At 64.4% G+C, this 25,287-nt stretch carries 19 protein-coding genes; 13 read left to right on the forward strand and 6 right to left on the reverse strand.

The window, feature by feature from the left end:
• Nucleotides 1-16: 16 nt before the first annotated feature.
• A complete protein-coding gene (locus tag ACVOLI_RS06980; RefSeq protein ID WP_481534080.1) occupies nucleotides 17-1,324 on the forward strand; it encodes a dicarboxylate/amino acid:cation symporter in 1,308 nt (435 codons plus the stop codon).
• Between the two features lie 185 nt (nucleotides 1,325-1,509).
• The gene (gene tkt, locus ACVOLI_RS06985; RefSeq protein ID WP_481534081.1) at nucleotides 1,510-3,516 is read left to right on the forward strand and encodes a transketolase; all 2,007 of its coding nucleotides are present in this window, start codon (nucleotides 1,510-1,512) and stop codon (nucleotides 3,514-3,516) included.
• 442 nt (nucleotides 3,517-3,958) lie between these two features.
• Here tkt and ACVOLI_RS06990 read toward each other — a convergent pair whose 3' ends face one another.
• Nucleotides 3,959-5,917 (reverse strand): acetyl-CoA hydrolase/transferase C-terminal domain-containing protein, encoded by a 1,959-nt coding sequence (locus ACVOLI_RS06990; RefSeq protein WP_481534082.1) that lies wholly within the window; start codon nucleotides 5,915-5,917, stop codon nucleotides 3,959-3,961.
• Nucleotides 5,918-6,035: 118 nt separating this feature from the next.
• On the opposite strand from ACVOLI_RS06990, the gene ACVOLI_RS06995 reads away from it, so the two are divergent.
• From ACVOLI_RS06995 to ACVOLI_RS07005, 3 genes are read left to right on the forward strand one after another with little or no spacing between them, the layout of a single operon-like run.
• Nucleotides 6,036-6,410 (forward strand): BlaI/MecI/CopY family transcriptional regulator, encoded by a 375-nt coding sequence (locus tag ACVOLI_RS06995; protein WP_282268950.1) that lies wholly within the window; start codon nucleotides 6,036-6,038, stop codon nucleotides 6,408-6,410.
• Complete coding sequence (locus tag ACVOLI_RS07000; protein WP_481534083.1) at nucleotides 6,397-8,022, forward strand: TonB family protein; 1,626 nt, start codon at nucleotides 6,397-6,399, stop codon at nucleotides 8,020-8,022. The genes ACVOLI_RS06995 and ACVOLI_RS07000 overlap by 14 nt, the downstream gene beginning before the upstream one ends.
• Before the next feature lies 1 nt (nucleotide 8,023).
• A complete protein-coding gene (locus ACVOLI_RS07005; protein ID WP_481534084.1) occupies nucleotides 8,024-8,596 on the forward strand; it encodes a hypothetical protein in 573 nt (190 codons plus the stop codon).
• Nucleotides 8,597-8,629: 33 nt separating this feature from the next.
• Here the strand turns inward: ACVOLI_RS07005 and ACVOLI_RS07010 are convergent, their stop codons facing one another.
• Together ACVOLI_RS07010 and ACVOLI_RS07015 are read right to left on the reverse strand one after the other, a co-directional pair.
• Complete coding sequence (locus tag ACVOLI_RS07010; RefSeq protein WP_481534085.1) at nucleotides 8,630-9,454, reverse strand: S1/P1 nuclease; 825 nt, start codon at nucleotides 9,452-9,454, stop codon at nucleotides 8,630-8,632.
• A gap of 129 nt (nucleotides 9,455-9,583) precedes the next feature.
• Nucleotides 9,584-10,231, reverse strand: a complete 648-nt coding sequence (locus tag ACVOLI_RS07015; RefSeq protein WP_481534086.1) for an OmpW/AlkL family protein — start codon at nucleotides 10,229-10,231, stop codon at nucleotides 9,584-9,586.
• 209 nt (nucleotides 10,232-10,440) lie between these two features.
• Between ACVOLI_RS07015 and gap the strand changes: the two genes are divergently transcribed.
• From gap to ACVOLI_RS07030, 3 genes are all read left to right on the forward strand, one after another.
• Nucleotides 10,441-11,442: a type I glyceraldehyde-3-phosphate dehydrogenase gene (gene gap / locus ACVOLI_RS07020; protein WP_282268943.1), complete on the forward strand. Its 1,002-nt coding sequence runs from the start codon at nucleotides 10,441-10,443 to the stop codon at nucleotides 11,440-11,442.
• A gap of 516 nt (nucleotides 11,443-11,958) precedes the next feature.
• Nucleotides 11,959-14,724, forward strand: coding sequence for a DUF2339 domain-containing protein (locus ACVOLI_RS07025; protein WP_481534087.1), 2,766 nt, complete (start codon nucleotides 11,959-11,961; stop codon nucleotides 14,722-14,724).
• Nucleotides 14,721-16,106, forward strand: a complete 1,386-nt coding sequence (locus ACVOLI_RS07030) for a DUF3999 domain-containing protein (RefSeq protein WP_481534088.1) — start codon at nucleotides 14,721-14,723, stop codon at nucleotides 16,104-16,106. The genes ACVOLI_RS07025 and ACVOLI_RS07030 overlap by 4 nt, the downstream gene beginning before the upstream one ends.
• Nucleotides 16,107-16,303: 197 nt before the next feature.
• Here the strand turns inward: ACVOLI_RS07030 and ACVOLI_RS07035 are convergent, their stop codons facing one another.
• Nucleotides 16,304-16,858 (reverse strand): GNAT family N-acetyltransferase, encoded by a 555-nt coding sequence (locus ACVOLI_RS07035; RefSeq protein WP_481534089.1) that lies wholly within the window; start codon nucleotides 16,856-16,858, stop codon nucleotides 16,304-16,306.
• Nucleotides 16,859-16,939: 81 nt separating this feature from the next.
• Here ACVOLI_RS07035 and ACVOLI_RS07040 point away from each other — a divergent pair, with 81 nt between their 5' ends.
• The 5 genes from ACVOLI_RS07040 to ACVOLI_RS07060 all read left to right on the forward strand — a co-directional run bounded on the left by ACVOLI_RS07040 (nucleotide 16,940) and on the right by ACVOLI_RS07060 (nucleotide 23,379).
• A complete protein-coding gene (locus tag ACVOLI_RS07040; RefSeq protein ID WP_303747251.1) occupies nucleotides 16,940-18,118 on the forward strand; it encodes a phosphoglycerate kinase in 1,179 nt (392 codons plus the stop codon).
• Nucleotides 18,115-18,759, forward strand: coding sequence for an HAD-IA family hydrolase (locus ACVOLI_RS07045; protein WP_481534090.1), 645 nt, complete (start codon nucleotides 18,115-18,117; stop codon nucleotides 18,757-18,759). The genes ACVOLI_RS07040 and ACVOLI_RS07045 overlap by 4 nt, the downstream gene beginning before the upstream one ends.
• A 450-nt stretch (nucleotides 18,760-19,209) precedes the next feature.
• On the forward strand, nucleotides 19,210-20,676 hold the full coding sequence (gene pyk, locus ACVOLI_RS07050; protein ID WP_282271308.1) for a pyruvate kinase: 1,467 nt from the start codon (nucleotides 19,210-19,212) through the stop codon (nucleotides 20,674-20,676).
• Between the two features lie 164 nt (nucleotides 20,677-20,840).
• On the forward strand, nucleotides 20,841-21,845 hold the full coding sequence (locus tag ACVOLI_RS07055; RefSeq protein WP_282271310.1) for a class I fructose-bisphosphate aldolase: 1,005 nt from the start codon (nucleotides 20,841-20,843) through the stop codon (nucleotides 21,843-21,845).
• 226 nt (nucleotides 21,846-22,071) lie between these two features.
• Nucleotides 22,072-23,379 carry a M1 family metallopeptidase gene (locus tag ACVOLI_RS07060; protein WP_481534091.1) on the forward strand — a complete coding sequence of 436 codons (1,308 nt, stop codon included), beginning with the start codon at nucleotides 22,072-22,074 and terminating at the stop codon, nucleotides 23,377-23,379.
• Nucleotides 23,380-23,564: 185 nt separating this feature from the next.
• Here the strand turns inward: ACVOLI_RS07060 and ACVOLI_RS07065 are convergent, their stop codons facing one another.
• Nucleotides 23,565-24,155, reverse strand: a complete 591-nt coding sequence (locus ACVOLI_RS07065; protein WP_296247103.1) for an O-acetyl-ADP-ribose deacetylase — start codon at nucleotides 24,153-24,155, stop codon at nucleotides 23,565-23,567.
• Between the two features lie 170 nt (nucleotides 24,156-24,325).
• Complete coding sequence (gene cysK / locus ACVOLI_RS07070) at nucleotides 24,326-25,285, reverse strand: cysteine synthase A (protein WP_481534092.1); 960 nt, start codon at nucleotides 25,283-25,285, stop codon at nucleotides 24,326-24,328.
• Nucleotides 25,286-25,287: the final 2 nt, after the last annotated feature.

Below are 25,287 nucleotides of genomic sequence, written 5' to 3' on the forward strand. Positions count from 1 at the left end.
GGAGGGAAACCCACTTATGGCCAATGCAGCCAAGACCAACGCCAAAATGCCGTTCCACTGGAAAATAGGGATCGGCTTCGGCTTCGGTCTGCTGCTGGGCCTGATCGTGCACCTCGTCAGCCCTGACGCGGACTGGGTGCACACGGTGACCACCTATCTGACCACGCCGGTTTCCGGGCTGTTCCTGAGCCTGATCTTCATGCTGATCGTCCCGCTGATCTTCTCGGCGCTGGTGATGGGCGTGTCGGAGATGGGCGATATCCGCTCGCTGGGCCGTATTGGCTGGAAGTCACTGGCATACACGATCGTGCTGTCTGGCGTGGCCGTCCTGATCGGCCTCGTGCTGGTCAATCTGTTCCAGCCCGGCGCCGGTGTTGACCCGGCAGTAGCCGCCAAGCTGCTGGCCGAGAACGCCGAGCGCAGCAAGGCGATCGTGGCTGGCGCCGGCACCGCGCCCAAGGGCCTGGACATGCTGCTGTCGATCGTTCCCGACAACGTGCTCGACGCTGCATCGGACAACGGCAAGATCCTGTCGCTGATGTTCTTCGCGCTGATGCTGGGCATCGGCATGGTGCTGTCGCCTGCGGAAAAGGTGGCTACGCTGCGCAAGGGCATCGAGGGCCTGTTCGAGATCTCGATGACCCTGATCAACCTGGTCATCCGCCTGGCCCCGTATGCCGTGGCCTGTTTCATGTTCAACCTGGCGGCCATCTTCGGCTTCGATCTGTTGATCAAGCTGGGCGCCTATGTGGGCGTGGTGGTGCTGGCGCTGGCCACCCACATGTTCGTCAGCTACGGCATCGCGGTGAAGCTGGCCGGGCGTTCGCCGATCCAGTTCTTCCGGCAGACCCAGGAAGCCACGGTGATGGCGTTCTCCACTGCGTCGTCCAATGCGACCCTGCCGACCGCGCTGCGCGTGGCCGACCAGATGGGCTTCCCGCACAAGGTCTCGCGCTTCGTGCTGACCGTCGGCGCTACCGCCAACCAGAACGGCACCGCGTTGTTCGAGGGCGTGACGGTGATCTTCCTGGCGCAGTTCTTCGGCGTGGACCTGAGCATCGGCCAGCAGTTCATGGTCATGGTGGTCTGCATCCTAGGTGGCATCGGCACGGCCGGTGTGCCGTCCGGTTCGTTGCCGGTGGTGGCGCTGATCTGTGCCATGGTCGGCGTCAACCCTGCCGGTATCGGCCTGATCCTGGGCGTGAACCACTTCCTGGACATGTGCCGTACCGCGCTGAACGTGACCGGCGACCTGGCCCTGACCACCCTGGTGGCGCGCGGCGAGAGTGATGACAGCATTGGCAGGCATCATCCGCAGGAGTGATTGTCTCCCGGTAGTTGTAGTGACAAACGGCCACCCTGTTCAGGGTGGCCGTTTTGCTTGGGCATGTTCCTGTCAGGCGAAACCAATCCAAACTACCGTCAGCTTTTACGGACTGATCCCGACAGTCGCTTGTGGGACAATAGGCCGCCCGCAGTTCCGCGGGAGCCTCCTGATTCTGACGACCCATGACGCAGCCCACCCGCCGCCAGTTGGCGAACGCCATCCGTTTCCTTGCCGCTGATGCGGTAGAAGCCGCCAAGTCCGGTCATCCCGGCATGCCGATGGGCATGGCCGATATCGCCGAAGTGCTCTGGAACGACTATCTCCGTCACAACCCGAACAACCCGAAGTGGTTCAACCGAGACCGTTTCGTGCTGTCCAACGGCCACGGCTCGATGCTGCACTACGCGCTGCTGCACCTGAGCGGCTACGACCTGCCGATCGAAGAACTGAAGGCCTTCCGCCAGCTGGGCAGCAAGACCGCCGGCCACCCGGAACGTCATGAAACCCCAGGCGTGGAAACCACCACCGGCCCGCTGGGCCAGGGCCTGGCCAACGCCGTGGGCTTCGCATTGGCTGAAAAGCTGCTGTCGCAGCGTTACAACCGCCCGGAATTCGAAGTTGTCGACCACCGCACCTGGGTGTTCATGGGCGACGGCTGCCTGATGGAAGGCATCTCGCATGAAGCCGCATCGCTGGCAGGCACCTGGGGCCTGAGCAAGCTGGTCTGCTTCTGGGACGACAACAACATCTCCATCGACGGTGAAGTGGAAGGCTGGTTCACCGACGACACCCCGGCACGCTTCGAGTCCTATGGCTGGAACGTGGTGCGCGGCGTCGACGGCCACGATCCGGAAAGCATCAAGGCCGGCATCGAGCAGGCGCTGTCGCAGTTCGACAAGCCAACCCTGATCTGCTGCAAGACCACCATTGGTTTTGGCTCGCCGAACAAGGCCGGCCAGGAATCCAGCCACGGCGCACCGCTGGGCAAGGACGAGCTGGAAGCCACCCGCAAGGCGTTGAACTGGCCGTACGGGCCGTTCGAGATCCCGGAAGAAATCTACGCTGGCTGGCGCGCTGGCGGCACCGGCACCCTGCGTCAGGCCGAGTGGGAGCAGCTGTTCGACAAGTACGCCGCACAGTTCCCGGCCGACGCCGACGAACTGACCCGTCGCTCGCACGGCGAGCTGCCGGCTGACTTCATTGCCCAGGCCGATGCCTACATCGCCCAGGTGCAGGCCGAAGCGCCGAACATCGCCTCGCGCAAGGCCTCGCAGAACGCCATCCAGGCTTTCGCACCGCTACTGCCGGAAATCATCGGTGGCTCGGCTGACCTGGCCGGTTCCAACCTGACCCTGTGGAAGGGTGCGCAGACCGTGGTCGGCGAAGACCCGCATGCCAACTACGTGCACTACGGCGTGCGTGAGTTCGGCATGAGCGCGATTGCCAATGGCCTGGCCCTGCACGGCGGCTTCCTGCCGTTCGACGCCACCTTCCTGGTGTTCAGCGATTACGCCCGCAACGCGCTGCGCATGAGCGCGCTGATCCCGGCACACGTCATCCACGTGTTCACCCACGACTCGATCGGCCTGGGCGAAGACGGCCCGACCCACCAGCCGGTGGAGCACGTGTCCTCGCTGCGCTACATCCCCAACAACGATGTGTGGCGTCCGTGTGATGCGGCCGAATCGGCGGTCAGCTGGAAGGCTGCCATCGTCCGCAAGGACGGCCCGAGCTGCCTGATCTTCAGCCGCCAGAACCTGGCCCCGCAGCCGCGTACGGCCGAGCAGGTGAAGCAGATCGAACGCGGTGGTTACGTGTTGGCTGACGCCGCCGGTACCCCGGACGTGATCCTGATCGGCACCGGTTCGGAAGTGGGTCTGGCCGTGGCCGCCAAGGCCGAGCTGGACGCTGCCGGCATCAAGACCCGCGTGGTATCGATGCCGTGCACCGACGTGTTCGATCGCCAGGACGCTGCTTACCGCGAGTCCGTGCTGCCGAACGCCGTGCGCAAGCGTGTTGCCGTCGAAGCCGGCGTCACCGGTTTCTGGCGCCAGTACGTGGGCCTGGACGGTGCAGTCATCGGTCTGGACACCTTCGGCGCATCGGCCCCGGCCGACAAGCTGTACAAGCACTTCGGCATCACCACTGAAGCGGTTGTGGCAGCTGCCAAGGCGCAGATCGCGGGCTGATAGTCCTACATCACAAGATTGGACAGAGGCCGGGGAAACCCGGCCTTTGTTTTGGCTTCGCCCCAACTGTAGTGCCGAGCCATGCTCGGCAGGGGGCTTCCCCGCGAAGGGCAACCCCTCCCCAACCCTCCCCTTCGCTGCGCGAAAGGGAGGGGGCAGATCTGTAGTGCCGAGCCATGCTCGGCAAGGGGCGACCCCAGCGGAAGGCAACCCCTCCCCACCCCCCCCCTACCCTCCGCGAAAGGGAGGGAGCACATCTGTAGGGCCGAGCCATGCTCGGCAAGGGGCTTTCCCGGCATCCCAGCCGTTGTGGGAGCGGCGTCAGCCGCGAAGCTGACAACAGATAAAGCTGACGATAGCCAGGAGTTCTCAGCTTCGCGGCTTACACCGCTCCTACAAAACCCAGGCTTCCGGGCGCGCGATCAGGTTGCGATGCACACAATCAAGCTTTCCCCGCAGTCCGCGCCAGACCAACCCGCAGCAAACCGGCATTGAGCCGCTCGCCAAAATTGGCCGGTCGCTCCAGTCCCATCCGCTGCATGTACATCGCATCGTTCTCGGCTGGCGGTTGGCGCAAGGCTGCGACGACGGTACGCAGCTTGCCCATCGGCGTCGCAGTCGCTGATTTCAGCCAGCCCAAGGCGCGTACCAGATCCTGTTCAACGGCATCAAAGTCACTACCCAGCGGGTAGTCCGGCAGACTGCCATCGGCACGGAAGGGGGCGAGTTTCGCACGCAGCACCTCGGCGCGGTTCTGTTGCCACTGTGCTGGCGCGCTGAAGTTGGCGGCGAGTTTCTTCGAGGCCTTGGCCTGATCCAACAGCGCCGGCTGGAATGCCGCATCGGTGATGCTGCTCATCGCGGCCACGCAATCTTCGTCGGTGAGGTTGCGCAGGTCGGCGATGCCGTACTCGTTGACGAAGACATCGCGCAGATGGCGGGGGATCGTGGTGTGACCGTAGTTCCAGCGCACATTGGATTGTGGCTTGCCGCCATCCTCGCGCACGGCACGGAACATCAACACGCTGCGTGCATCGGGCAGGGCATGCGCCATCGCCACGAAGTTGTACTGGCCTCCGACGCCGGAGACCACGCGGCCATCTTCCAATGCATCCGATGCCGCTGCGCCAAGCGCGCTGGCGATCATGCAGGAGTTGAAGAAGCGCGCATCGCGGCGCTGCAGGCGTTCCAATGCCTCGTTGCCGCCGTAGAGCTGGTTGATCTCGCTGATGCGGCGCATGCCGATGGCAGCGCGTTCGGCATCGGGGAGATTGCGCAGCCAGTCGTAGAACTCGGCTGAGCCCAGGTAGAAGGCGCCGTGCAGGTACTCGCCTTCGCGTGCAAGCCGGCCGCGGTCACCATTGCTGGCGGTGCCGTCGGCCAGGCGCTGCATCAGGCCAAGATCGTCATGCACCTTGCGCCAGATTACGCCGGTCTGCACCAGCTTGCGGAAGCCTTCGTTGAGCATCTCGCTGCAGCCATACAGGCCGATCTCGAACGGCCCCAGCCCACCTGCTTCGTGCACCAATGGGTGCTCGGCGATCTGCGGATCGAGCGCGTGCAGGATCTGCCGATAGCGTGCGTTGTCGGTATGCCGCAGCACCAGCGCATGGCTGAGCGCGTCGGCCAACGTGCCGATGCCGATCTGCAAGGTGCCGCCATCGCGCACCAGGGTGCTGGCATACAGGCCGATGGCGTAGTCGGCATCGCTGACTGGCTGCCGCGGCAGGCCAAACAGCCGCGGGTAGGGACCGGGCGGGGTGATCACCAGATCGAAGAAGTCCGGATCAACGGCGGCGGTGCCGCCCAGCCACGGCAGTTGCGGATCAATCTCGGCAATCAACAAGGGCTTGGGCAGGCCGCGCTTGGCGATGGCATCCAGTGTGTCCTGGGTGATGTCGTTGTTGCACGACAGCGACAGCTGATTGCTGCCTTCGCGGTAGGCCACTTTCTGCACGATCGCATTCGGCGCGCGCTGCGCCACGGCATCGGCGGCATGCGTGTAGTTGAGACTGGTGTAGTAGCGCTGTGCCTGCGTCGACCGCAGCAAAGCACCAGATTGCATGTAGAACTCTTCCACCTGCACATGTGCAGGCAACGCATCGCGGGCGATGGCGTCGGAGTAGGCAAGGCGCGGGAAGTCGGCGCCGAAGTGGCGCTCGACGAACGGGCGCATGAAACGCGCTTCCAAACCATCGCCTTTGGCCTGCGGCGGGTTCAACGACAAGGCGGTATACAACTGCAGCGGCCGCGCCGGGTCATGTTCGATGCGCACGTACAAGGCATTGAGCAAACGGTGCGGTTTGCCCAGCGCCAGTGGGGCGCCGATGCGCAGTGGGCCTTGGATGTTGCTCAGCAGCCAGTCCACGGCGGCGTCGAGGTCGGTCACATGATGGGGCATGGTGTCCGGTATCTGCGGGGGTATCGGCATTACAGCATGTCCCCCCTGAATCACTTGGTGAGGGCTTGACAGGGCTTTCGTTTACTCGTGTAATCGTAAAAAATTACAGGCGTAAACGATGATCCGTATCAGCGAGGCCGAGGCCGTTGTCATGGAAGTCCTCTGGGGGCAGCACCCGCTGTCTGCAGACGAGGTCATCGCGCGACTGCCCGGCGGCAATGACTGGGCCGAGGCCACGGTCAAGACCCTGCTCAACCGCCTGCTCAACAAGGCGGCGATCAGTGCAACCAAGGAAGGGCGGCGCTTCCTGTACACGCCGCTGGTGCAGCGCGATGCCTGGTTGCTGGAGGAGAGCAGCAGCCTGATCGAGCGCCTGTTTGATGGCCGTGTTGCGCCGCTGGTCGCCCATTTCAGCCAGCACCAGCGGCTCAGCCGCGAGGACGTGGCGGAGCTGCGCAAACTGCTCGAGGGGCTCGACGATGAGCAGCACTGAGATCCTTGCGCTGCTGCTGAAGACCACCTTGGCCAGCAGTGCGGCGGTTGCGCTGGCGCTGATCCTGCGCCGGCCGCTGCGGCGCTGGCTCGGGGCAAGTGCTGCTTACCTGCTGTGGTTGCTGTTGCCGGCGACGCTGCTGGCGGTGCTGTTGCCGGCACCACGGGTTGCGGCGGTGCCGATGCGGGTCAGCGAGGTGGCGGTACAGGTCGGGCAGGCAGTAGTTGCTGGTCCTGCCGAGATTGCGCATTGGCCGCTGTGGCTGTGCTGCGCATGGTTGGGCGGAGGGCTGTTGATGGCGGTGCATCTGTATCGCCAGCAGAGGAGTTTCCAGCGCGGGCTGGGGCTGCTCAGCCAACGCGATGACGGCTTGTGGCAGGCACAGGCGGTGGCGGGCTTGCCGGCGGCGATGGGCTTGTTGCGGCCGCGGATCGTGCTGCCGGCTGGCTTCGAGCAACGCTATCTGCCGATCGAGCAGCAACTGGTGCTGCTGCATGAGCGCGTGCATCTGCAACGCGGCGACATCGCGATCAACGCACTGCTGGCGTTGTTGCAGTGCCTGTACTGGTTCAACCCGCTGTTGTTGTTCGGTTTGCGTTGCTGCCGCGAAGACCAGGAATTGTCCTGCGATGAACGTGTGATTGCCCGGGTGTCGGGCGCACGCCGCAGTTACGGCGAGGCCATGCTCAAGACCGGGCTGGCCGCGTCCCCGTTGCCGGTGGGGTGTCACTGGCAGAACCATCATCCATTGAAGGAGCGTATTGCCATGTTGAAGCGTCCCGTACCAGGCAGGAAGCAGTGGTGTGCCATGTTGGTGCTGTCGTTGGGCTTGTCGTCCGCTTTCGGCTATACCGCCTGGGCCGCGCAGCCGGGCAAGGCAGTGTCCACGTCCTCGTCGACGTCCATATCGTCTTCTTCCTCCACATCCACAACGACCGGCAAGGGCACGGTGTACGCAACCTTCGTGGAAGCGACGCTGGAAGGCACCAGGCAGCGCTTCGAGCTGCAGCAATCGGCAGGCACGCCTTTTTCCTTCAGTGCCAGCTCGGACAAAGGCGTGCAGTGGGCAGCGGAGTTCACCCTGCAGCCGGCCGCCGACGGCATGCTCACGCTCAAGGGCACGCTGAAGGCGAACGGGGACCTGATTTCGTCGCCGACCTTGCTGATCAAGCCCGATGTGGCCGCAGGCATCGAAGTATCCACCGCCGACGGGCGCTCGACCTGGGCATTGGAGCTGCGTTCGATCGCCTTGGCGGCGGGGGACCCGGCCATCGCATCGGCAGCTTCCGGCAAGGCCGAGCAGGTGACCTTGCCGAATGCCGGGCGGATGCCACCGCCCAGCTATCCGCGTGCTGCGATCGACAGTGGCACCAGTGGCAAGGTGGTGCTGCGTATCGCGGTGGATGCCGAAGGCCGGGCGACCGACGTCGTCGTCACCGAGGCGCATCCCAAGGGAGTGTTCGAGGAAGTGTCGATTGCCGCTGCAAGGCAGTGGCGTTTCACGCCGGCGATGAAGGACGGCAAGCCGGTCGCCGGCCTTATCCGGGTGCCGATCTCGTTTGATATGGACGAAGAAGAAATGCACTACACCGAAACCCAGAGCAGGGGCTGAGGTGCGCGGGCATGCGGTGATGCTGGTGGTGTTGATGCTTGCAGGTTGTGCGACGCAGCCAGCGAAAGAACAGGCGAGCAGCAGTTTCAACCTCAACCAGCACCGGCAGATGCTGACGCCCGAGTCGTCCGGTGGCGCAGGCGAGATACAGCCCTATCAGTTGGCGGCCACGGAAAGCTTCCGCATGCCGGTTGCCGTAAGTGCCGATGATCCGGTGTTGCCGTCGGAGTACGCAAAACGTTCGCTGGATGCCACCACGGTATGTGTGAATGTCATCCTCGATGCGCAGGGGCGGGTGGAACGCAGTGCGCCGCTGTTGGCGCATTCGGCCTGTGGCGCGGGAAGCGACGCGGCCAACGCAGGCCTGCTGCAGGCGGCGCTGGCAGCCACTTCCGGTTGGTTGTTCGAGCCGGCTGCGGTCTGTTACTACGCGGCTGGTGTAACGGCACCGTCGAACGGGGACTGCAGCACTGCCTCACGCATCGAGACGGTGCCGGTAACCCTGGCTTATGCCTTCACCTTTGAAGTGGTGGAGGGCAGGGCGCAGGTTCGGAGGCAGGACAGCCTGCACTGAAAGCACGCCTGCTTCGGTGCAGGCGTGTTTCTCTCAGGGAGTATCGAGCAGCCGGTTCAACAAGGCGGCCAGCTGTTCGCCGCCCAGACGAAGTTGTGCTTCGGCGACCGGTTCCCATACAGCGGTGTAACGCTCGTCGATCTTGTGACCGTCAGGGTACAGGCCCTTGCGGGTGGCGATGCGGCAGGTCTGCTCGGCCCACAGGGCGGGATCGCGTTGCAGGTCTGGCGCGTGCACACCGCTGGGGGCGGGCAATGCCTGCAGGCGCTGCAGGAACTGGTCGTCGTTCAGCTGCAGCGGATAGAACATGCCACTGTCCCAGACCGAGTGCAGGTTGGTACCGCGGCCATTGAATTGCAGCTGGTAGTTGTTGCCGCCGCGGTCGTGCCCATAGCCGGCGTGCAGGGGTTGGTGCAGGTCGCCGACCAGGTGAACGACGAACTTGAGCGCCTGCAGGCGTTCGGCGTCGCTGAGCTGGCGGTTGGCCAGGATTTCACTTTGCTGCTGCAGGGCACCCACCACGCAGTTGCCGTTGCGGCAGTGCTTGGTAGGGGAGAAGTTGCAGCCGTCTTCAGCCATGTTGACGTAGTGCCAGCCGGCCGACTTCTTGCCCAGATCGGGGTCGTTCGCGCGCAGTTGGTCTGCCCACGGCGCGATGCTGCTGAGGCTGGCGCCGGGCTCGCTTGCCAACAGTCGATCGATTTCGGCCTTGGCCTGGGGATCCAGGCGGGTTTCGGCGACCCGTGCGACCAGGCGGTGGCCTTGCGCGCCCCATGCCAGTGCCTGGCCGGGGAGGGTTGCGGAGACAGCGATGGCGATGCCCAGTGCCGGCATCAGGAGACGGTGGAGCTTGTTCATGCCGCCATTCTAACGGCTGTGCTGCCATCGGCTACGTGCGCCAGATGGCGAAACACGCCCCCGGTTGTGGCCGGGGGCGTGTTTGCTGGGGGAGGGCAATATCTACTTGCCCAGCAACTGCGGCCAGCCTCAGAACTTGAAGACGTATGCCACGCCGTACACCAGCGGATCGATCTTGGCGGTGCCCAGCTTGTTGCCGTTGACCTTCACCTTGGTGTCGATGTCGGCCCAGCGCATGTCAACGCGCAACGCGCCCTTGTCGCTGACGGCGAAGTCCAGGCCGGCGTGGGCAGCCAGGCCCCACGAGTCTTCCAGCTTGAGCTTGGTGCCAGCCAGCGCGCCCTTGCTGTCGGTGCTGAAGAACTTGGTGTAGTTCACGCCCAGGCCGACAAACGGAGTGACCTTGCTGCTGTTGGTGAAGTGGTACTGCAGCGAGACCACCGGCGGCAGCTGCTTGGTTTCGCCGACCTTGCCGACGCCGTCGATGCTGACGTCGTGCTTGAACGGCAGTGCTGCCAGCACTTCGATGCCGACGTTGTCGGCGACGAAGTATTCAAAGGTCACGGTCGGCTTGACGTCGCTGTCGACCTTGGTGGACAGCTTGCCCAGGCCCAATGCGGCGCCGTTCAGATCGCCGGCATCGGACGTCGGGTCAACCGCGTGGACGCCGACGCCCAGGGTCCAATCGCCCTTGGACTGGGCCATTGCGGGGGCGGCGGCAGCCAGGGACACGGCGGCGGCCATGGCGGAGAGCAGCAGGGCGGAGGTCTTGCGCATGTGTAATTCCGTTGCTTGGTGGAGGTGGCGCCAGTGTCCGGTCAGCGCTCGGGTACCGCTTTGATCCTGATCAAACAGGGGTTTGCGCTCAGCTGGCGCTCAGCTGCGGTGGCAGGGCCGATGGCCACGGGGCGGGCATGGGTCCTGTTAGAATGGCGTCCCCTTTCCACCCCGCCGCAACGGTTTTGCGGCTGCAGGAGCTTGTGAACATGGCAATCAAGGTCGGCATCAACGGTTTCGGTCGCATCGGGCGCAATGTGCTGCGTTCGGCAGTGTTGAACTTCGGCAACGACATCGAGATCGTGGCCATCAATGATCTGCTGGAGCCGGATTACCTGGCCTACATGCTCAAGTACGACTCCGTGCACGGCCGTTTCAAGGCCGACGTGGAAGTGTCGGGCAGCGACCTGCTGGTCAACGGCAAGAAGATCCGCCTCACCCAGGAACGCGACCCGGCCAACCTGAAGTGGGACGAAGTGGGCGTGGACGTGGTGATCGAGTCCACCGGCCTGTTCCTGACCAAGGAAACCGCGCAGAAGCACCTGGACGCGGGCGCCAAGAAGGTGATCCTGTCGGCCCCGTCCAAGGACGACACGCCGATGTTCGTGTTCGGCGTGAACCACAAGACCTACGCTGGCCAGAGCATCGTCTCCAACGCCTCGTGCACCACCAACTGCTTGGCCCCGCTGGCCAAGGTCATCAATGACAAGTGGGGCATCAAGCGTGGCCTGATGACCACCGTGCACGCTGCCACCGCTACCCAGAAGACCGTTGACGGTCCGTCCAACAAGGATTGGCGCGGCGGCCGCGGCATCCTGGAAAACATCATTCCGTCCTCCACCGGTGCTGCCAAGGCCGTGGGCGTGGTGATCCCGGAATTGAACAAGAAGCTGACCGGCATGAGCTTCCGCGTGCCGACCTCGGACGTGTCGGTGGTCGACCTGACCGTCGAGCTGGAGAAGGAAGCCACTTACGCTGAAATCTGCGCCGAAGTGAAGGCACAGAGCGAGGGCGCGCTGAAGGGCATCCTCGGTTACACCGAAGACAAGGTGGTTGCCACCGACTTCCGTGGCGAGACCCACACCTCCGTGTTCGACGCCGAAGCCGGCATCGCCCTGGACGGCACCTTCGTCAAGCTGGTCAGCTGGTACGACAACGAGTGGGGCTACTCCAACAAGTGCCTGGAAATGGTGCGCGTCGTCGCCGCCTGATCCACGCAACAGCTGCAAGCAGAACGGGCGCCGAAAGGCGCCCGTTCTGCATTCAAAGCCCTCCCTTTCACCGAAGGTGAAGGGGGAAGAAGGCTGCTTGCACGCCACTGGCGTGCGGCCTGATGAACGACCGAAGGCTGCTGCTGGCGCGGTCCTTGCGCGGGCTTGAGGGTGATGGTGATGCCGGGGAAGTCTCGCTGGAAGCCTGGCGCTGTCCACTCGCCACCCGACAATCGAGCCGACGCCAGTGTTGCGCGAGCAGCGTTCGGTGTGGGAGCGGCGCAAGCCGCGAAGCTGAGGCGGCTGAAACCCTTGGTACATGCCATCTGATGATCTACCGGCTTCGCGGCTTACGCCGCTCGCACAAAAGTGCAGTCTGGGGCTCAACGCGGCGCAAACGCCCGGGCTGAAAGCATTGCGCGGCAAGGCGCGGGCTGAAGCTGACTGGGGGCGTCTTGCGTTTTCAGGCGGCCCCGATAAGGTGATGCAGCACGTTCAGGTGCACAAGGATGATCAATGGACGAGGGTTGGGTGTTGTTGATTGTGCTGCTGGTACTGGCTGCACTGGCCATACCGGTGTTGCTGGTGGTTGCCCTGGTATCGGTGTCCTCGCTCAAGCGCCGCGTGGCAGCGCTGGAGGAGCGGCTGGATGCTGGCGAGACGGAGGCAGCACCACGCAGGCAGCGCGCCGAGGCTATCAGGCCCTACGCCTGGGCGGAGCCCGAGCCTGCCCCCGAGCCCGAGCCAGAGGCAGAGGCAGATGAAGCCGTGATCGAGCCGCTGGCGGTTGCATCGCCGACGCACCCGGCCGAACCCGTCGCTGCGTCGCCAGCACCGCCGCCGTTGCCGCCCAGGGCAGATCCGCTCGATCCACTGGCAGGCGAGCCGCCCCGCCCCATTCCTGCCCGCCGCGAACCGCCGCCGGAGCAGACCTGGACGCCGGTTGAGCCTGCCGAACCGAACTTCGTCGAACGCGCGCTTGCCTACGCCAAACAGTGGCTGACCAGTGGCAATGTGCCGGTCAAGGTCGGCATGCTGGTGCTGCTGGCCGGTGTTGCCGCACTGTTGAAGTACGCAAGCGACCAGGGCTGGTTCGTGGTGCCGCCGAGCCTGCGCTTGGCCGGCATCAGTGCCGCTGCGCTGGCGGGTCTGGTATTCGCGTGGCGCAAGCGCGAGAGCCATCGCACCTTCGCCCTGGCGATGCAGGGCGGCATGATCGGCATCCTGTTGCTGGTGGTGTTCTCCGCCTGCAAGAACTACGGAATGATCGGCACTGGCGCCGCATTTGCGTTGAGTGTGGTGTTGATCGCCGGCCTGTCGGTGATGGCGGTTCTGCAGGAAAGCAGAACCCTGGCCATTCTCGGTGTACTGGCTGGCTTCATGGCGCCGATCTGGTTGTCCGACGGCAGTGGCAATCATGTGGCCCTGTTCTCGTACTACGCGCTGCTCAATGCCGGCATCTTCGCCATCGCCTGGGTGCGGCCGTGGCGCATCCTCAACCTGCTGGGGTTTGCCTTCACCTGGGGCATTGGCACGGCCTGGGGCGTGTTGAGGTACACCCCGGCCAATTTCAACAGCACCGAGCCATTCCTGGTGTTGTTCTTCGTGTTTTATCTGTTGTTGCCCTTGTTGTATGCCCGCAAGGCCAGCAGCGCTGGCAGTGCGCGCATCGATGGCTGCCTGTTGTTCGGTACGCCGCTGGTCGCATTCTCGTTGCAGGCAGCATTGCTGCACGGCGATCGCATGCCCCTGGCGTTCTGTGCACTGGGCGTGGCGGCGTTGTACGCAGTATTGGCGCGCGCGTTGATCAACAACGAGCGCATGAATGTGCTGGCACGTGGCTATGCGATTCTCGCAGTCGGATTCGCCACCTTGGCGGTACCTTTGGCCCTGTCGGCCAAGGCAACCGCATCGGTATTCGCGCTGGAAGGTGCGGGTCTGGTCTGGCTGGGCTTGACCCAGGACCGTCGTCTGGCCCGCTGGACGGGTCTTGGCCTGCAACTGGCCGCTGCCGGGGCCTTGGCGATTGGTGTGTCGGGCAGCCATCTCGGCGCGACGACTGCCATCGCCAACGCCGCCTTCATGGGTGCCTTGCTGATCGCCGTGGCCGGCTTCGCCACCGCATGGTGGTACCGAAGTGCAGGCAATCTGCAGGTGGCGACGGTGGCCTACCTGTGGGCGTTGGCCTGGTGGCTGGGCAACGTGATCCTGGAGATCGGTGATTTCGTCGAGGTCGACAGTCGCCTGCACGCGGTCTTGCTGCTACTCGGTGTGACCGGTTGGCTGGCGGCGGAAGTGCAGCGGCGTGCGCCTGCGTTGGCGCTGTCCCTGACCACGCTGGGCGGTTTGTTGATGGCCTTCCCGGTCGCCTTCCTGCAGGTGTCCGAGTACGGGCAGCCGTTCGCAGGCTACGGAGCGATTGCGTGGGCGATCTTTGCTGCCTTGGGTGTGCGCAGCCTGATGTGCCTGCGCGCTGGCAGCGGCAAGGTTGCTGGTTTGGCGCAGTTGGCCTGGTGGTTGCTGTGGCCGACCGTGTTGTCGCTGTTGGCCTGGCATATCGGCGACCGCTTCGCGCTGGCCGAGGGCTGGGTGGGCATGTTGCTGGCGCTGCCGTGGCTGCTGCTGGCGGTGTTGTCCATGTATCGCTGGGCGTGGTTGTCGCAGCCCTTGGGGGCCGCGTTTGATGGCTATCGCAAGGCCTTGCAGATCGCTGTGTTCGCAGCACTTGGCCTGTGGTGGCTGACATCGTTGGCCAGTGCTGGTTCGGCTGCGCCATTGCCGTGGATCGTCGTACTCAACCCGCTGGAACTGGCGGAAATCGCCGTGCTTGCCTTGCTGGCGATGCGCCTGCGCCAGAGCGGTGGCGCAGCGGTGTTGCCGATGCAACTGGTTGGTACGGCGGTGGCTGCGCTGGTGCTGGTGACGGTGACGGTGATGACGCTGCGAGCGGTGCATCACTGGGGTGATGTGCCGTGGAGTGACAGTCTGCTTGGCACGAAACTGGCGCAGACCAGCCTGACCGTGGTCTGGAGCCTGCTGGGCGTGGTTGGCTGGATTTCCGGCTCGCGTCGCGGCCAGTGGGGGTTGTGGTTGGCCGGCGCAATCCTGATGAGCGTGGTGTTGGCCAAGCTGCTGCTGATCGATCGCGGCAACCTGGGTGACCTGCTCGGTATCGGCGCCTTCATCGCTTACGGACTGCTGTGCACCCTGGTGGGCTGGCTGGCGCCGGCACCGCCACGAAGGCAGGGTGCTGGAACAAACAACGAGGAAACAACCGCATGATCAAGCGCCTGCTGGTACTGGCCTTGTTGCCTTTCAGCGCAATTGCAGCCGATGACTTCGCCCGCCAATGGCCGCTGCAGTTGTCCCTGCCCGATGCTGGCGCCTACCGGGTGCCGCTGGATGCATCGGTGTATGCCGCCGTGCATTGGCGTGACCTGCGCGATGTGCGGGTGATCGATGCTGATGGCAAGCCGGTGGCCAGTGCGGTGTACGCGGCTGCAACGCCGCTGGGCGGCGCGCTGCGCATCGCACCCTTGCAATGGTTTGCATTGCCTGCGGCCAGCGCCGGTGGTGATGACGACCTGAGCGTCGTGGTGGAACGCGATACCGCTGGCAAAGTGGTGTCGATCCGCAATTCTGTGGGCACGGCAAGGGCGGCGGGGAGCGCTGACCCGGTATGGCTGGTCGACCTGGGTGACGAGGCGGGCAAGCTGCACAAACTGCTGGTCGATTGGAGTGACACCGCGGCGACGCTGGATCTTGGTTATCGCCTCGAAGGCAGCGATGACCTGCGTGGCTGGCAGGTGCTGGATCCGCAGGTGCGGCTGGTGCAGCTGCGCAACCAGGACAACGAGCTGCGCAGCAACAGCATCAAGGTTGAATCAGAGCTGCGCTATCTGCGTCTGGTACCTCTGCAGCGCAGCGGCGCGCCGCAGTTGCAGGGCTTGCGCGGTGAGTTCGCTGATGCGGTCGAGGTTGGCGGTTGGCAATGGCAGGAACTGCAGGCGGCTGCCGGCGGCAACGGCAAGGATGGCTATCTGTACCGCCTGCAGGGCCGATTCCCGGTGCAGCGCCTGGATGTGGTGATGCCGCCGAACAGCGCGGTGAGCTGGACTGTCTCCAGTCGCGACGAAGATCGCGCGCGCGCTGCCGATGGTGAACCGGTGTGGCAGACACTGACCACGGGCTGGAATGCATGGAACCTCAGTCAGGCAGGAAAACAGCAGCGTTCACCGCCGTTGGAAACCTCGGGCATCGTCGATGACAGACAGTGGCGCCTGCAGGCCGAGCCCGGCGCGGTGCCTGCTGCCGCACCAAGCTTGCGTCTGGGCTATCGCCCCGGCAGCGTGGTGTTTCTTGCACAGGGCAAAGCGCCCTACCTGCTGGTTGCAGGCAGCGCCGACGAAGGCAGCGCACAGGCGGCTTTGGATCCGATGCTGGCAGCCTTGCGCGCGCACAACGGCGCGCAATGGCAGCCGGTCGCGGCAACGCTGGGTGCGGGCGCACAGCGCGCCGGTGATGCTGCCTACCATCAGGCCGAAGCCCCGCGTGATTGGAAGAACATCGTGTTGTGGTCGGTGCTGGTACTCGGTGCAGCAGCAGTAGCGGGTTTTGCATTCAGCCTGATCCGCAGCAGCCACACAGAAAAAAAAGACACCTGACGTAGTGCCGAGCCATGCTCGGCAGAGGCCTTCACACGCGCAGTCAGCAGGCTTCTCTCCCTCCCTTTCGCAAAGCGAAGGGGAGGGCCCGGGAGGGGTTGCTTTTTGCGCTGTTGATTTATCTGCTTCGCGGCTTACGCCGCTCCCACAAGTAGTGTGGGTTGCTGGTGAGGCCTGCAGCCGAGCATGGCTCGGCGCTACAGTTTGAAATCCTGGCGCAGCAGGCCGTAGATGGCGCTGTCGCAGATTTCGCCGTTTACCTGCCAGCGCTCACGGAGCAGGCCTTCGCGGACGAAGCCGAATCTTTCCACCAGGCGGCAGGAGGGCAGGTTGCGGGGGTCGATGTCGGCCTCGATACGGCGCAGCCCCAATTCGTTGAACACATAGCCAAGTACCAGCTGCAGGGCTTCGCTGGCCAGGCCGCGGCCCTGCCAGTCGGGGTGCAGGCTGTAACCGATCTCGGCACGGGCCTGTGCCAGGTCCATGTGGAAGATGGCACTGCTGCCTATCAACAGGTCGCTGTCCGCGTCGGCAATGGCCCAGACCAGCATGTCCAGTTCACGCCGCTGGCGCTGGATGTCGGCGATCTTCTGTTCGGCCTGCTCCAGTTCGGTCCAGGTCGGGTAGCTCCAGTAGCGCATCACCCGGGCATCGCTATGAATGGCGAACAGCGCTGCAGCGTCGCCATCCCGGACTTCGCGCAGGCGCAGGCGGGGGCTGGACAGTTCGGGTTGCGGCAGGCGTGGCGACATCCGGTGCACCTTGGGTTTGCCCCATCAGGCAGGGCGGGCGAGAATTGCGGTTTCCCCCATCTTTGCGGAGCTGATCCTGCCATGTCCATCGTTCGCATGACCGACCTCGACCTTTCCGGCAAGCGCGTACTGATCCGCCAGGATCTGAACGTGCCGATCGACGAGAGCGGCAAGATCACCTCCGAGCAGCGCATCACCGCCTCGCTGCCGACCCTGAAGCTGGCACTGGAGAAGGGCGCGGCTGTACTGGTGACTTCGCACCTGGGCCGTCCTAAGGAAGGCGTGTGGAGCGAAGCCGATTCGCTGGCGCCGGTGGCCAAGCGTCTGTCCGAGCTGCTGGGCGTGGATGTGCCGCTGGTCAAGGACTGGGTGGACGGCGTAGCCGTGGCCCCGGGCCAGATCGTGCTGCTGGAGAACTGCCGCATGAACGTGGGTGAGGGCAAGGACGATGAGGCGCTGTCGCAGAAGTACGCCGCGCTGTGCGACGTGTTCGTGATGGACGCCTTCGGTACCGCACACCGCGCACAGGCCTCGACCCATGGCGTGATTCGTTTTGCTCCGGTTGCTGCTGGCGGTCCGCTGCTGATGGCCGAGCTGGACGCGCTGGACAAGGCGCTGGCCAACCCGGCACGCCCGCTGCTGGCGATCGTGGCCGGCTCCAAGGTCTCGACCAAACTGGAACTGCTGTCCAGCCTGGTCAGCAAGGTCGACCAATTGATCGTCGGTGGTGGCATCGCCAACACCTTCATCGCGGCCGAAGGGCATGGCGTGGGCAAGTCGCTGGTCGAGAACGACCTGCTCGACACCGCGCGCAAGATCGATGCCGACGCCAAGGCCCGCGGCGCCGAGATCCCGCTGCCGACCGACGTGGTGGTGGCGCCCGCATTCGCGGCTGACGCCCCGGCCACGGTCAAGGCGGTCGATGCCGTCGGCGCCGATGACATGATTCTGGATATCGGCCCGCAGACTGCCGCGCAGTACGCAGAGCTGATTGCAAAAGCAGGCACTGTGGTCTGGAACGGCCCGGTTGGTGTGTTCGAGTTCGATGCCTTCGGCAAGGGTACCGAAGCGCTGGCCAAGGCCATCGCCAGCTCCAATGCGTTCTCGATTGCCGGCGGTGGCGACACCCTGGCCGCAGTCGACAAGTACGGCATCGCCAAGCAGGTGAGCTACATCTCCACTGGCGGCGGCGCGTTCCTGGAGTTCCTGGAAGGCAAGACCTTGCCGGCGGTGGCAGCGTTGGAGGCTCGCGGCCAGTGAGCCGCGACGTTTTCTTCTTCGATCTCGACGGCACGCTGATTGATTCGGCCGTCGGCATCACCCGCTGCGTGGCCTATGCACTGGAACAGATGGAGCATCCGGTGCCGGGTGATGCCGAGCTGCGCAAGTGGATCGGCCCGGCGCTGCGTACCAGCTTCACTCCGGTATTCGGCGACGCCGAACGGGTGGAGCGGGCCGTTGAGCTGTACCGCGAGCGCTTTGACGCGCTGGGCTGGCAGGAGCATGCGATCTACGCCGGTATCGGCGAGGTCGTGCAGGGCCTGCATGCGGCTGGCCACCGGCTGGCGGTGGTCACCGCCAAGAACGAGCCGCATGCCCGCCGCATCGTCGAGCACCTGCCGTTCGGCAGCTGTTTCGAGGACATCATTGGCGCCACCCCGGACGGCTCGCGCAGCCACAAGCCGGAACTGATCGCCGAGGCCCTGCAGCGCCTGCAGCTGCAGCCGGCAGCGTGCTGGATGATCGGCGACCGGCGCATGGATATCGAAGGTGCCCGTCACCACGGCATGCGCAATGTTGGCGTGCTGTGGGGTTTTGGTGGCCGCGAGGAGCTGGTTGCTGCCGGGGCTGGCGCGTTGGCGGCGACGCCGGATGCGTTGGCAGCGGTGTTGCGTGGTTGATTGATGGGGCGGGTGTATTGAGGCTTTGGTAACCGGAGCCTCCATGCTTTCACTGCACAGAAAAAATTGATCCGTCATTCCCGCCTGCGCGGGAATGACGATCTGGGAGGTTTCAGGGGGGGAAGCCCCTTTCGCAGCAGTCGCGCGCCCACTTGTCACCCGATGTCCTCGGCATGTCTCCGCTGCCAACTTTTTCTGCTGCAAAGCAGCACAATTTATCTTCAATCCAACACGCAGCAGCAACATTTGCGTGTTGAGCTATCTCCCCTGCTTATCGACCTATGCAAGTCAGCTATAGGTCCCGCGTTGTCATACCGTACGGTATGTCCAGATCGACTGTCTGGCCTGTCTTTGGGACACAGCAGAAAGTGTCGTATGAAATCGTATGCGACATCGTTGTCATGCAATGGATGTGCTACTTTCGGCGGTCTATTAGGGAGACCACGCACAATGATTGAACGTCAGCGCCGCACCAAGATCCTCGCCACCCTCGGGCCGGCAACTGACGCGCCAGGGGTGCTGGACGATCTGTTCCGCGCCGGCGTCAACGTTGTGCGTTTGAACTTCTCCCACGGCGATCCGTCCGGCCAGGCCAAGCGTGCCGCCGACGTGCGCGCCGCCGCCCAGCGCGTGGGCGTGGAAGTCGGCATCCTGGCTGACCTGCCGGGCCCGAAGATCCGCATCGAGCGTTTTGCCGAAGGCAAGATCTCGTTGAAGGCCGGCGACCGTTTCGACCTGATCGCCAGCACCTCGGCACCGGCCGGTGACACCAGCCAGGTGGGCGTGAGCTACCTCGGCCTGCCGCAGGACGTGGCGCCGGGCGACGTGCTCCTGCTCGACGATGGCCTGATGCAGCTGCAGGTCGTGGAAGTGCAGGGTGAGCGCATCATCAATACCGTGCTCAACGATGGCGTGCTGTCCGACCGCAAGGGGTTGAACAAGCAGGGCGGTGGCCTGTCGCTGGGTGCGCTGACCGAGCGCGACAAGGAGCTGATCGGCATCGTCGCCAAGATCGGCGTCGACTTCATCGCCGTCTCGTTCTGCCGCAATGCGCAGGATATGAATGACGCGCGTGAGATCGCCGAATCGCATGGCTGCTACGCCGCGCTGGTGTCCAAGATCGAGCGCACCGAAGCTATCGAGAACCTGGAAGAGATCGTCGACGCCAGCGATGTGGTGATGGTGGCGCGTGGCGACCTGGGCGTGGAAATCGGCGACGCCGAGCTGCCGGGCCTGCAGAAGAAGATCATCAAGGCCTCGCTGGCGCAGAACAAAGTGGTCATCACCGCCACCCAGATGCTGCAGTCGATGGTCGAGAGCCCGATCCCGACCCGCGCCGAAGTGCTGGACGTGGCCAACTCGGTCATCGACGGTACCGATGCGGTGATGCTGTCGGCCGAAACCGCGGCCGGTGCCTATCCGGTCAAGGCGGTCGAGGCGATGGCCCGCATCTGCCTGGGTGCCGAGCGCCAGTTCCAGACCGAGACCGACTTCAATGCCTCGCCGCGCAACCTGGAACGCGCCGACCAGGCCATTGCCATGGCCACCATGTTCCTGTCCCAGCACGTGGGCGTGCGCGCCATCGTGGCGATGACCGAATCCGGTGGTACCGCGCGTTACCTGTCGCGCTTCCGCGCCAAGTCGCCGATCTACGCGGTCACCCGCCATGACGGTGCGCGCCGGCAGATGGCGTTGATGCGTGACGTGTTCCCGATCAACTTCGACAGCCGTGGTTTCACCCCGCGCGAAGCCGCGCGCGGCAGCATCCGCCTGCTGGTCGAGTCCAACCTGCTGCAGGCGGGTGATCGCGTGGTGTTCACCAGTGGCGAGCACATGGAAACCCATGGCGCCACCAACACCTTGCGCCTGCTGGAAGTGGGTAACGACGGCCGCGCCAGCGGTCTGGGCGACCTGTAAGCGACGCCAGCAACAAGCCACCGCTCCGGTCAGAAGTTGATCGGAGCGGACAGGTTTTGTCCTGACCTGACAGCCTGAAACCGATTCCAGACCTTGCGGGCAGCCAGCCGGTGAGCGTGCCGGGCTATAATCCGGGTTTTCCCGCACGCTGTCACAGGAACCTCATGAGCATCGAACTGCTGGCTGAAACCGCCCAGGCCATGGTCGCCCCGGGCAAGGGCATCATCGCCATTGACGAATCCACCGGTACGATTGCCAAGCGCTTCGCAAGCGTCGGCATCGAGAACACGGAAGAAAACCGTCGTGCGTACCGCGAACTGCTGCTGACCACGCCGAAGCTCAACGAGCACATCTCCGGCGCCATCCTGTACGACGAAACCATCCGCCAGTCGACCAAGGACGGCGTGCCGTTCGCCAAGTACATGGCCGACAACGGCATGATCCCGGGCATCAAGGTCGACAAGGGTGCGCACCCGCTGGCCGGCTGTCCCGGCGAGCTGGTGACCGAAGGCCTGGACGGCCTGCGTGAGCGCCTGCAGGAGTACTACAAGCTGGGCGCCCGTTTCGCCAAGTGGCGTGCGGTGATCAACATCGGCGAAAGCATGCCGTCGGGCACCTGCATCGAGTCCAACGCCCATGCACTGGCCCGTTATGCCGCCCTGTGCCAGGAATGCGGCCTGGTGCCGATGGTCGAGCCGGAAGTGATCATGGACGGCGACCACGACATCGAGACCTGCTACGAAGTCACCGAAGCCACCCTGCGTTCGCTGTTCGACGCCCTGTACCAGCAGAACGTGGTGCTGGAAGGCACCATCCTGAAGGCCTCGATGGTCATCCCGGGCAAGACCTGCGACGAGCAGGTGGATGTCGAGGAAGTGGCCGAGTCCACCGTGATGTGCCTGAAGTCGACCGTGCCGGCGATCCTGCCGGGTGTGGTGTTCCTGTCCGGTGGCCAGAGCGACGAGCAGTCCACCGCTCACCTCAATGCCATGAACCAGGTCGGCACCTTGCCGTGGCCGCTGAGCTTCTCCTACGGCCGCGCCATGCAGCAGGCTGCACTGAAGCTGTGGGCCAAGGACATGAAGGGCAACTACGCTGCCGCACAGAAGACCGTGTTCGAGCGTGCCAAGGAAAACGGCCTGGCTGCACAGGGCAAGTGGGAAGGCTGATAGGCCAAGCTGCGTGAGTTGAACAAAGCGCCGGCCAACAGCCGGCGTTTTGTTTTGCAGTGTTTTTGTAGGAGCGGCGTAAGCCGCGAAGCCGGTGCAAACAAAACCGCCAGGGTGGCTGCAATTGCATTCATTCCAGGCAGCCTGTGCATTTCCAGCTTCGCGGCTTACGCCGCTCCTACAAGCTCGGCGACCTACAATCGGGTTTTTCCTCAGGGATGATCCGATGCACCTCAGAATCACGCTGGCACTGTTTGCATCGACCATGACCGTGTCTGCCTTCGCTGCGGAACCACGCGATTTCGATATCCAGCACTACGCAACCACCCTGGATCTGCATATCGTCGCCGGTCAGCTGCAGGGTGAGACCCTGGTGCGTTTCGACGCCACAGGCCCACTGCAACAGCTTGTCCTGGACAGTGGTGAGCTGGTCATCGATTCGGTTACGCAGGATGACAGGCCGCTCGGCTTCCAGCAGGCCGATGGAACGTTGACCATCAGCCTTGCAGCGACGTTGACGGCAGGCCAGCAAAGCAGCGTACGCGTGCACTACCGCGGCAAGCCGCGCTTTGGCCTGGAGTTCGCCGCCGAACGCAACGAGGTCTACACGATATTCTCCACCAGCCAATGGATGCCGTCGGTGGATGCGCCGGACGAGCGCGCTACGCTGCAGTTGGCGCTGCGCCTTCCTCACGACCTGCATGCGACGGCGGTTGGCGATGAACTGCCATCGCGCCTGCTCGGTGATGGTCGTATTGAACGCCGCTGGCAGCTGCGCAAACCAACGCCCGCGTTTGTCTATGGCTTTGCTGCCGGCCCTTATCAGCACGCACGGCAGGGGCGCTTGCAGTTCTACTCGAAGGACCGCTCCGAGGCCGAACTGCGACAGGTGTTCGCCGCCACCGACGACATGCTCGACTTCTTCGCCGCCCGCGCAGGCTTGGCCTATGAAGGCGACTATCGACAGGCGCTGGTGGCCAACACCATCGGCCAGGAAATGGCTGGTTTGTCGGTGATGTCGGAGGCCTATGGCAAAGGCGTGCTGGATGATCCCGCCCAAACTGGCTTGATCGCCCACGAAGCCGCGCATCAATGGTGGGGAGTACGCGTGACCTGTGCCAGCTGGGAGCATTTCTGGCTCAACGAAGGTTTCGCCAACTTCATGACGGCGGCGTGGTTGCAGCAGGCGCAGGGCGAAGCCGCCTACCAGGCGATGGTGCAGGGCTGGGAGCAGCGGGTGTTGGCGCTGCGCGAGAAGGGTGCTGATCGGCCGTTGGTGTATCCGGATTGGAACAAACCCAGCGCCGATGATCGTGCGGTGGTCTACAAGAAGGGCGCGTACGTGCTGCACCGCTTGCGCTTGGAATTGGGCGAAGAGCTGTTCTGGCGTGGGCTGCGTGAGTACACGCAGGCCAATGATGGGCGCTCGGTGGTGACGGCGGACTTCCAGCAGGCGATGGAGCGTGCGGCCGGGCGCTCACTGCAGGGGTTTTTTGATGCCTGGGTTTATGGGGTGGGTGGTGAGCTGGGGTGATGGGCCTGCTGCCAAGAGCTTACCCCTCCCCAACCCTCCCCTTCGCTGCGCGAAAGGGAGGGGGCAAAAGCGGCTACCTGCGATCTGCCCGACCTGCACAAACGGCCCCCTCCCTTTGCCGAAGGCAAGGGGAGGGCTGGGGAGGGGTAGGTTTTGATTTTGCTCGGCTCGAACAGCCAAACACCTCAATGCGCAGGCGCAAACCCACCCGCAAACGACGCCAATACCGAGCCCGCCTGCTCCTGCGCCGGCCCAGCGCTGGCCAAGGCCTGCTGGTAGATCTTGAACGCCGCCGCGTTGTAAGCCACCAGCACGATCCGCGAAGGCCGCGCATGGCTCTTCTGCCAGGTCATGGTCTCGGTCGCGGCTATGACCGCCGCCTGGTGCAGCGGGTAGCCATAAACCCCGCAGCTGATCGCCGGGAACGCAATCGACTCCAGGCCCATCTGCTCGGCCAGCCGCAGTGACTGCCAGTAGCAATTGGCCAATAACGCCGCTTCATCATGGCGACCATCGCGCCACACCGGGCCGACGGTATGGAACACATGCTTGGCCGGCAGATTGTGGCCGCCGGTGGCGCGCACTTCGCCGGTGGGGCAGCGCACGCCGGCGCGCAGTTCGGGTAGCTGCTCGCATTCGCGCAGCAGGCCGGGGCCTGCGGCCCGATGGATTGCGCCGTCCACGCCGCCGCCGCCAAGCAGGGTTTCATTGGCCGCGTTGACGATGACGTCAACGGCCAGTTCGGTGATGTCGCCCTGCCAAACTTCAATGTTCATGGCCGTGATCTTCCATTGCGATGTATGAGAAAGATGTGACGGCTACCGCCTGGCCGGACACAACTGCAGTCTGCGCCCATGGCGTCTCATCTGGCGCGATTCACGGGCACGGAAAAGCACGAAGGCCGCATGGGCGGCCTTCGCGTTGCTGACGGGTTAAGTAACGGCCGTTACGGAAGACCGGCCAGCCAGTCGTCGTCGGAGCCGTCGTTGATGTCGGCAAACAGCGGCGTGGAGAAATAGCGCTCGCCGGTGTCGGGCAGCATCGCCAGGATCACCGAGCCGGCCTCGGCCGTGGCGGCGACATCCAGTGCGCTGGCAACCGTGGCACCGGAGGAGATGCCGACGAAGATGCCTTCCTCGGCAGCCAGGCGGCGCGAGGTCTCAATCGCACGTTCGTCCTGGATCGACAGCAACTGATCGTAGACGTTGCGGTTGAGTACTTCCGGGACGAAGTCCGGGGTCCAGCCCTGGATCTTGTGCGGGGTGAAGTCGTTGCCGGCCAGCAGCGCGGCGCCGGCCGGCTCGGTGGCGATGATGCGGGTTTCCGGGCGGGCCAGCTTCAGCACTTCGCCGACGCCGGTCAGGGTGCCGCCGGTGCCCCAACCGCTGACGAAGTAGTCCAGGCGCTTGCCGGCGAAGTCGCGCAGGATCTCAGCGGCAGTGGTCTGGCGGTGATAGGCCGGGTTGGCCGGGTTGGCGAACTGGCTGGCCAGGAACCAGCCGTGCTGCTGCGCCAGTTCCTTGGCCTTGCGCACCATGCCGCTGCCACGCTCGGCGGCCGGGGTCAGGATGACCTTGGCGCCATAGGCGCGCATCAGCTTGCGGCGCTCGATGGAGAAGGTTTCCACCATGGTGGCGACGAACTTGTAGCCGCGCGCGGCGGCCACCATCGCCAGGGCGACGCCGGTGTTGCCGGAGGTGGCTTCGACGATTGTGTCACCGGGCTTGAGCAGGCCCTTCTTCTCGGCGTCGAGGATGATGGCCAGGGCCAGGCGGTCCTTGACCGACCCAGCCGGGTTGAACGACTCGACTTTGACGTAGATGTCGACGCCGGCCGGGGCCAGGCGGTTGAGCTTGACCACCGGGGTATTGCCGATGGTGTCCAGGATGCTGTTGTACAGGGCCATTG

The sequence above is a fragment of the Stenotrophomonas sp. STEN029 genome, from assembly GCF_056760015.1.

Bases quoted from the DNA above. Each gene is read 5' to 3' on its own strand.
- ACVOLI_RS07000 (WP_481534083.1), top strand. From the start codon at position 6,397: ATGAGCAGCACTGAGATCCTTGCGCTGCTGCTGAAGACCACCTTGGCC.
- pyk (WP_282271308.1), top strand. From the start codon at position 19,210: ATGATTGAACGTCAGCGCCGCACCAAGATCCTCGCCACCCTCGGGCCG.
- ACVOLI_RS07035 (WP_481534089.1), bottom strand. From the start codon at position 16,858: ATGTCGCCACGCCTGCCGCAACCCGAACTGTCCAGCCCCCGCCTGCGC.
- ACVOLI_RS07030 (WP_481534088.1), top strand. From the start codon at position 14,721: ATGATCAAGCGCCTGCTGGTACTGGCCTTGTTGCCTTTCAGCGCAATT.
- ACVOLI_RS07010 (WP_481534085.1), bottom strand. From the start codon at position 9,454: ATGAACAAGCTCCACCGTCTCCTGATGCCGGCACTGGGCATCGCCATC.
- ACVOLI_RS07015 (WP_481534086.1), bottom strand. From the start codon at position 10,231: ATGCGCAAGACCTCCGCCCTGCTGCTCTCCGCCATGGCCGCCGCCGTG.
- ACVOLI_RS07040 (WP_303747251.1), top strand. From the start codon at position 16,940: ATGTCCATCGTTCGCATGACCGACCTCGACCTTTCCGGCAAGCGCGTA.
- gap (WP_282268943.1), top strand. From the start codon at position 10,441: ATGGCAATCAAGGTCGGCATCAACGGTTTCGGTCGCATCGGGCGCAAT.
- tkt (WP_481534081.1), top strand. From the start codon at position 1,510: ATGACGCAGCCCACCCGCCGCCAGTTGGCGAACGCCATCCGTTTCCTT.
- ACVOLI_RS07065 (WP_296247103.1), bottom strand. From the start codon at position 24,155: ATGAACATTGAAGTTTGGCAGGGCGACATCACCGAACTGGCCGTTGAC.
- ACVOLI_RS07025 (WP_481534087.1), top strand. From the start codon at position 11,959: ATGGACGAGGGTTGGGTGTTGTTGATTGTGCTGCTGGTACTGGCTGCA.
- ACVOLI_RS06990 (WP_481534082.1), bottom strand. From the start codon at position 5,917: ATGCCCCATCATGTGACCGACCTCGACGCCGCCGTGGACTGGCTGCTG.
- ACVOLI_RS06980 (WP_481534080.1), top strand. From the start codon at position 17: ATGGCCAATGCAGCCAAGACCAACGCCAAAATGCCGTTCCACTGGAAA.
- cysK (WP_481534092.1), bottom strand. From the start codon at position 25,285: ATGGCCCTGTACAACAGCATCCTGGACACCATCGGCAATACCCCGGTG.
- ACVOLI_RS07055 (WP_282271310.1), top strand. From the start codon at position 20,841: ATGAGCATCGAACTGCTGGCTGAAACCGCCCAGGCCATGGTCGCCCCG.
- ACVOLI_RS07060 (WP_481534091.1), top strand. From the start codon at position 22,072: ATGCACCTCAGAATCACGCTGGCACTGTTTGCATCGACCATGACCGTG.
- ACVOLI_RS06995 (WP_282268950.1), top strand. From the start codon at position 6,036: ATGATCCGTATCAGCGAGGCCGAGGCCGTTGTCATGGAAGTCCTCTGG.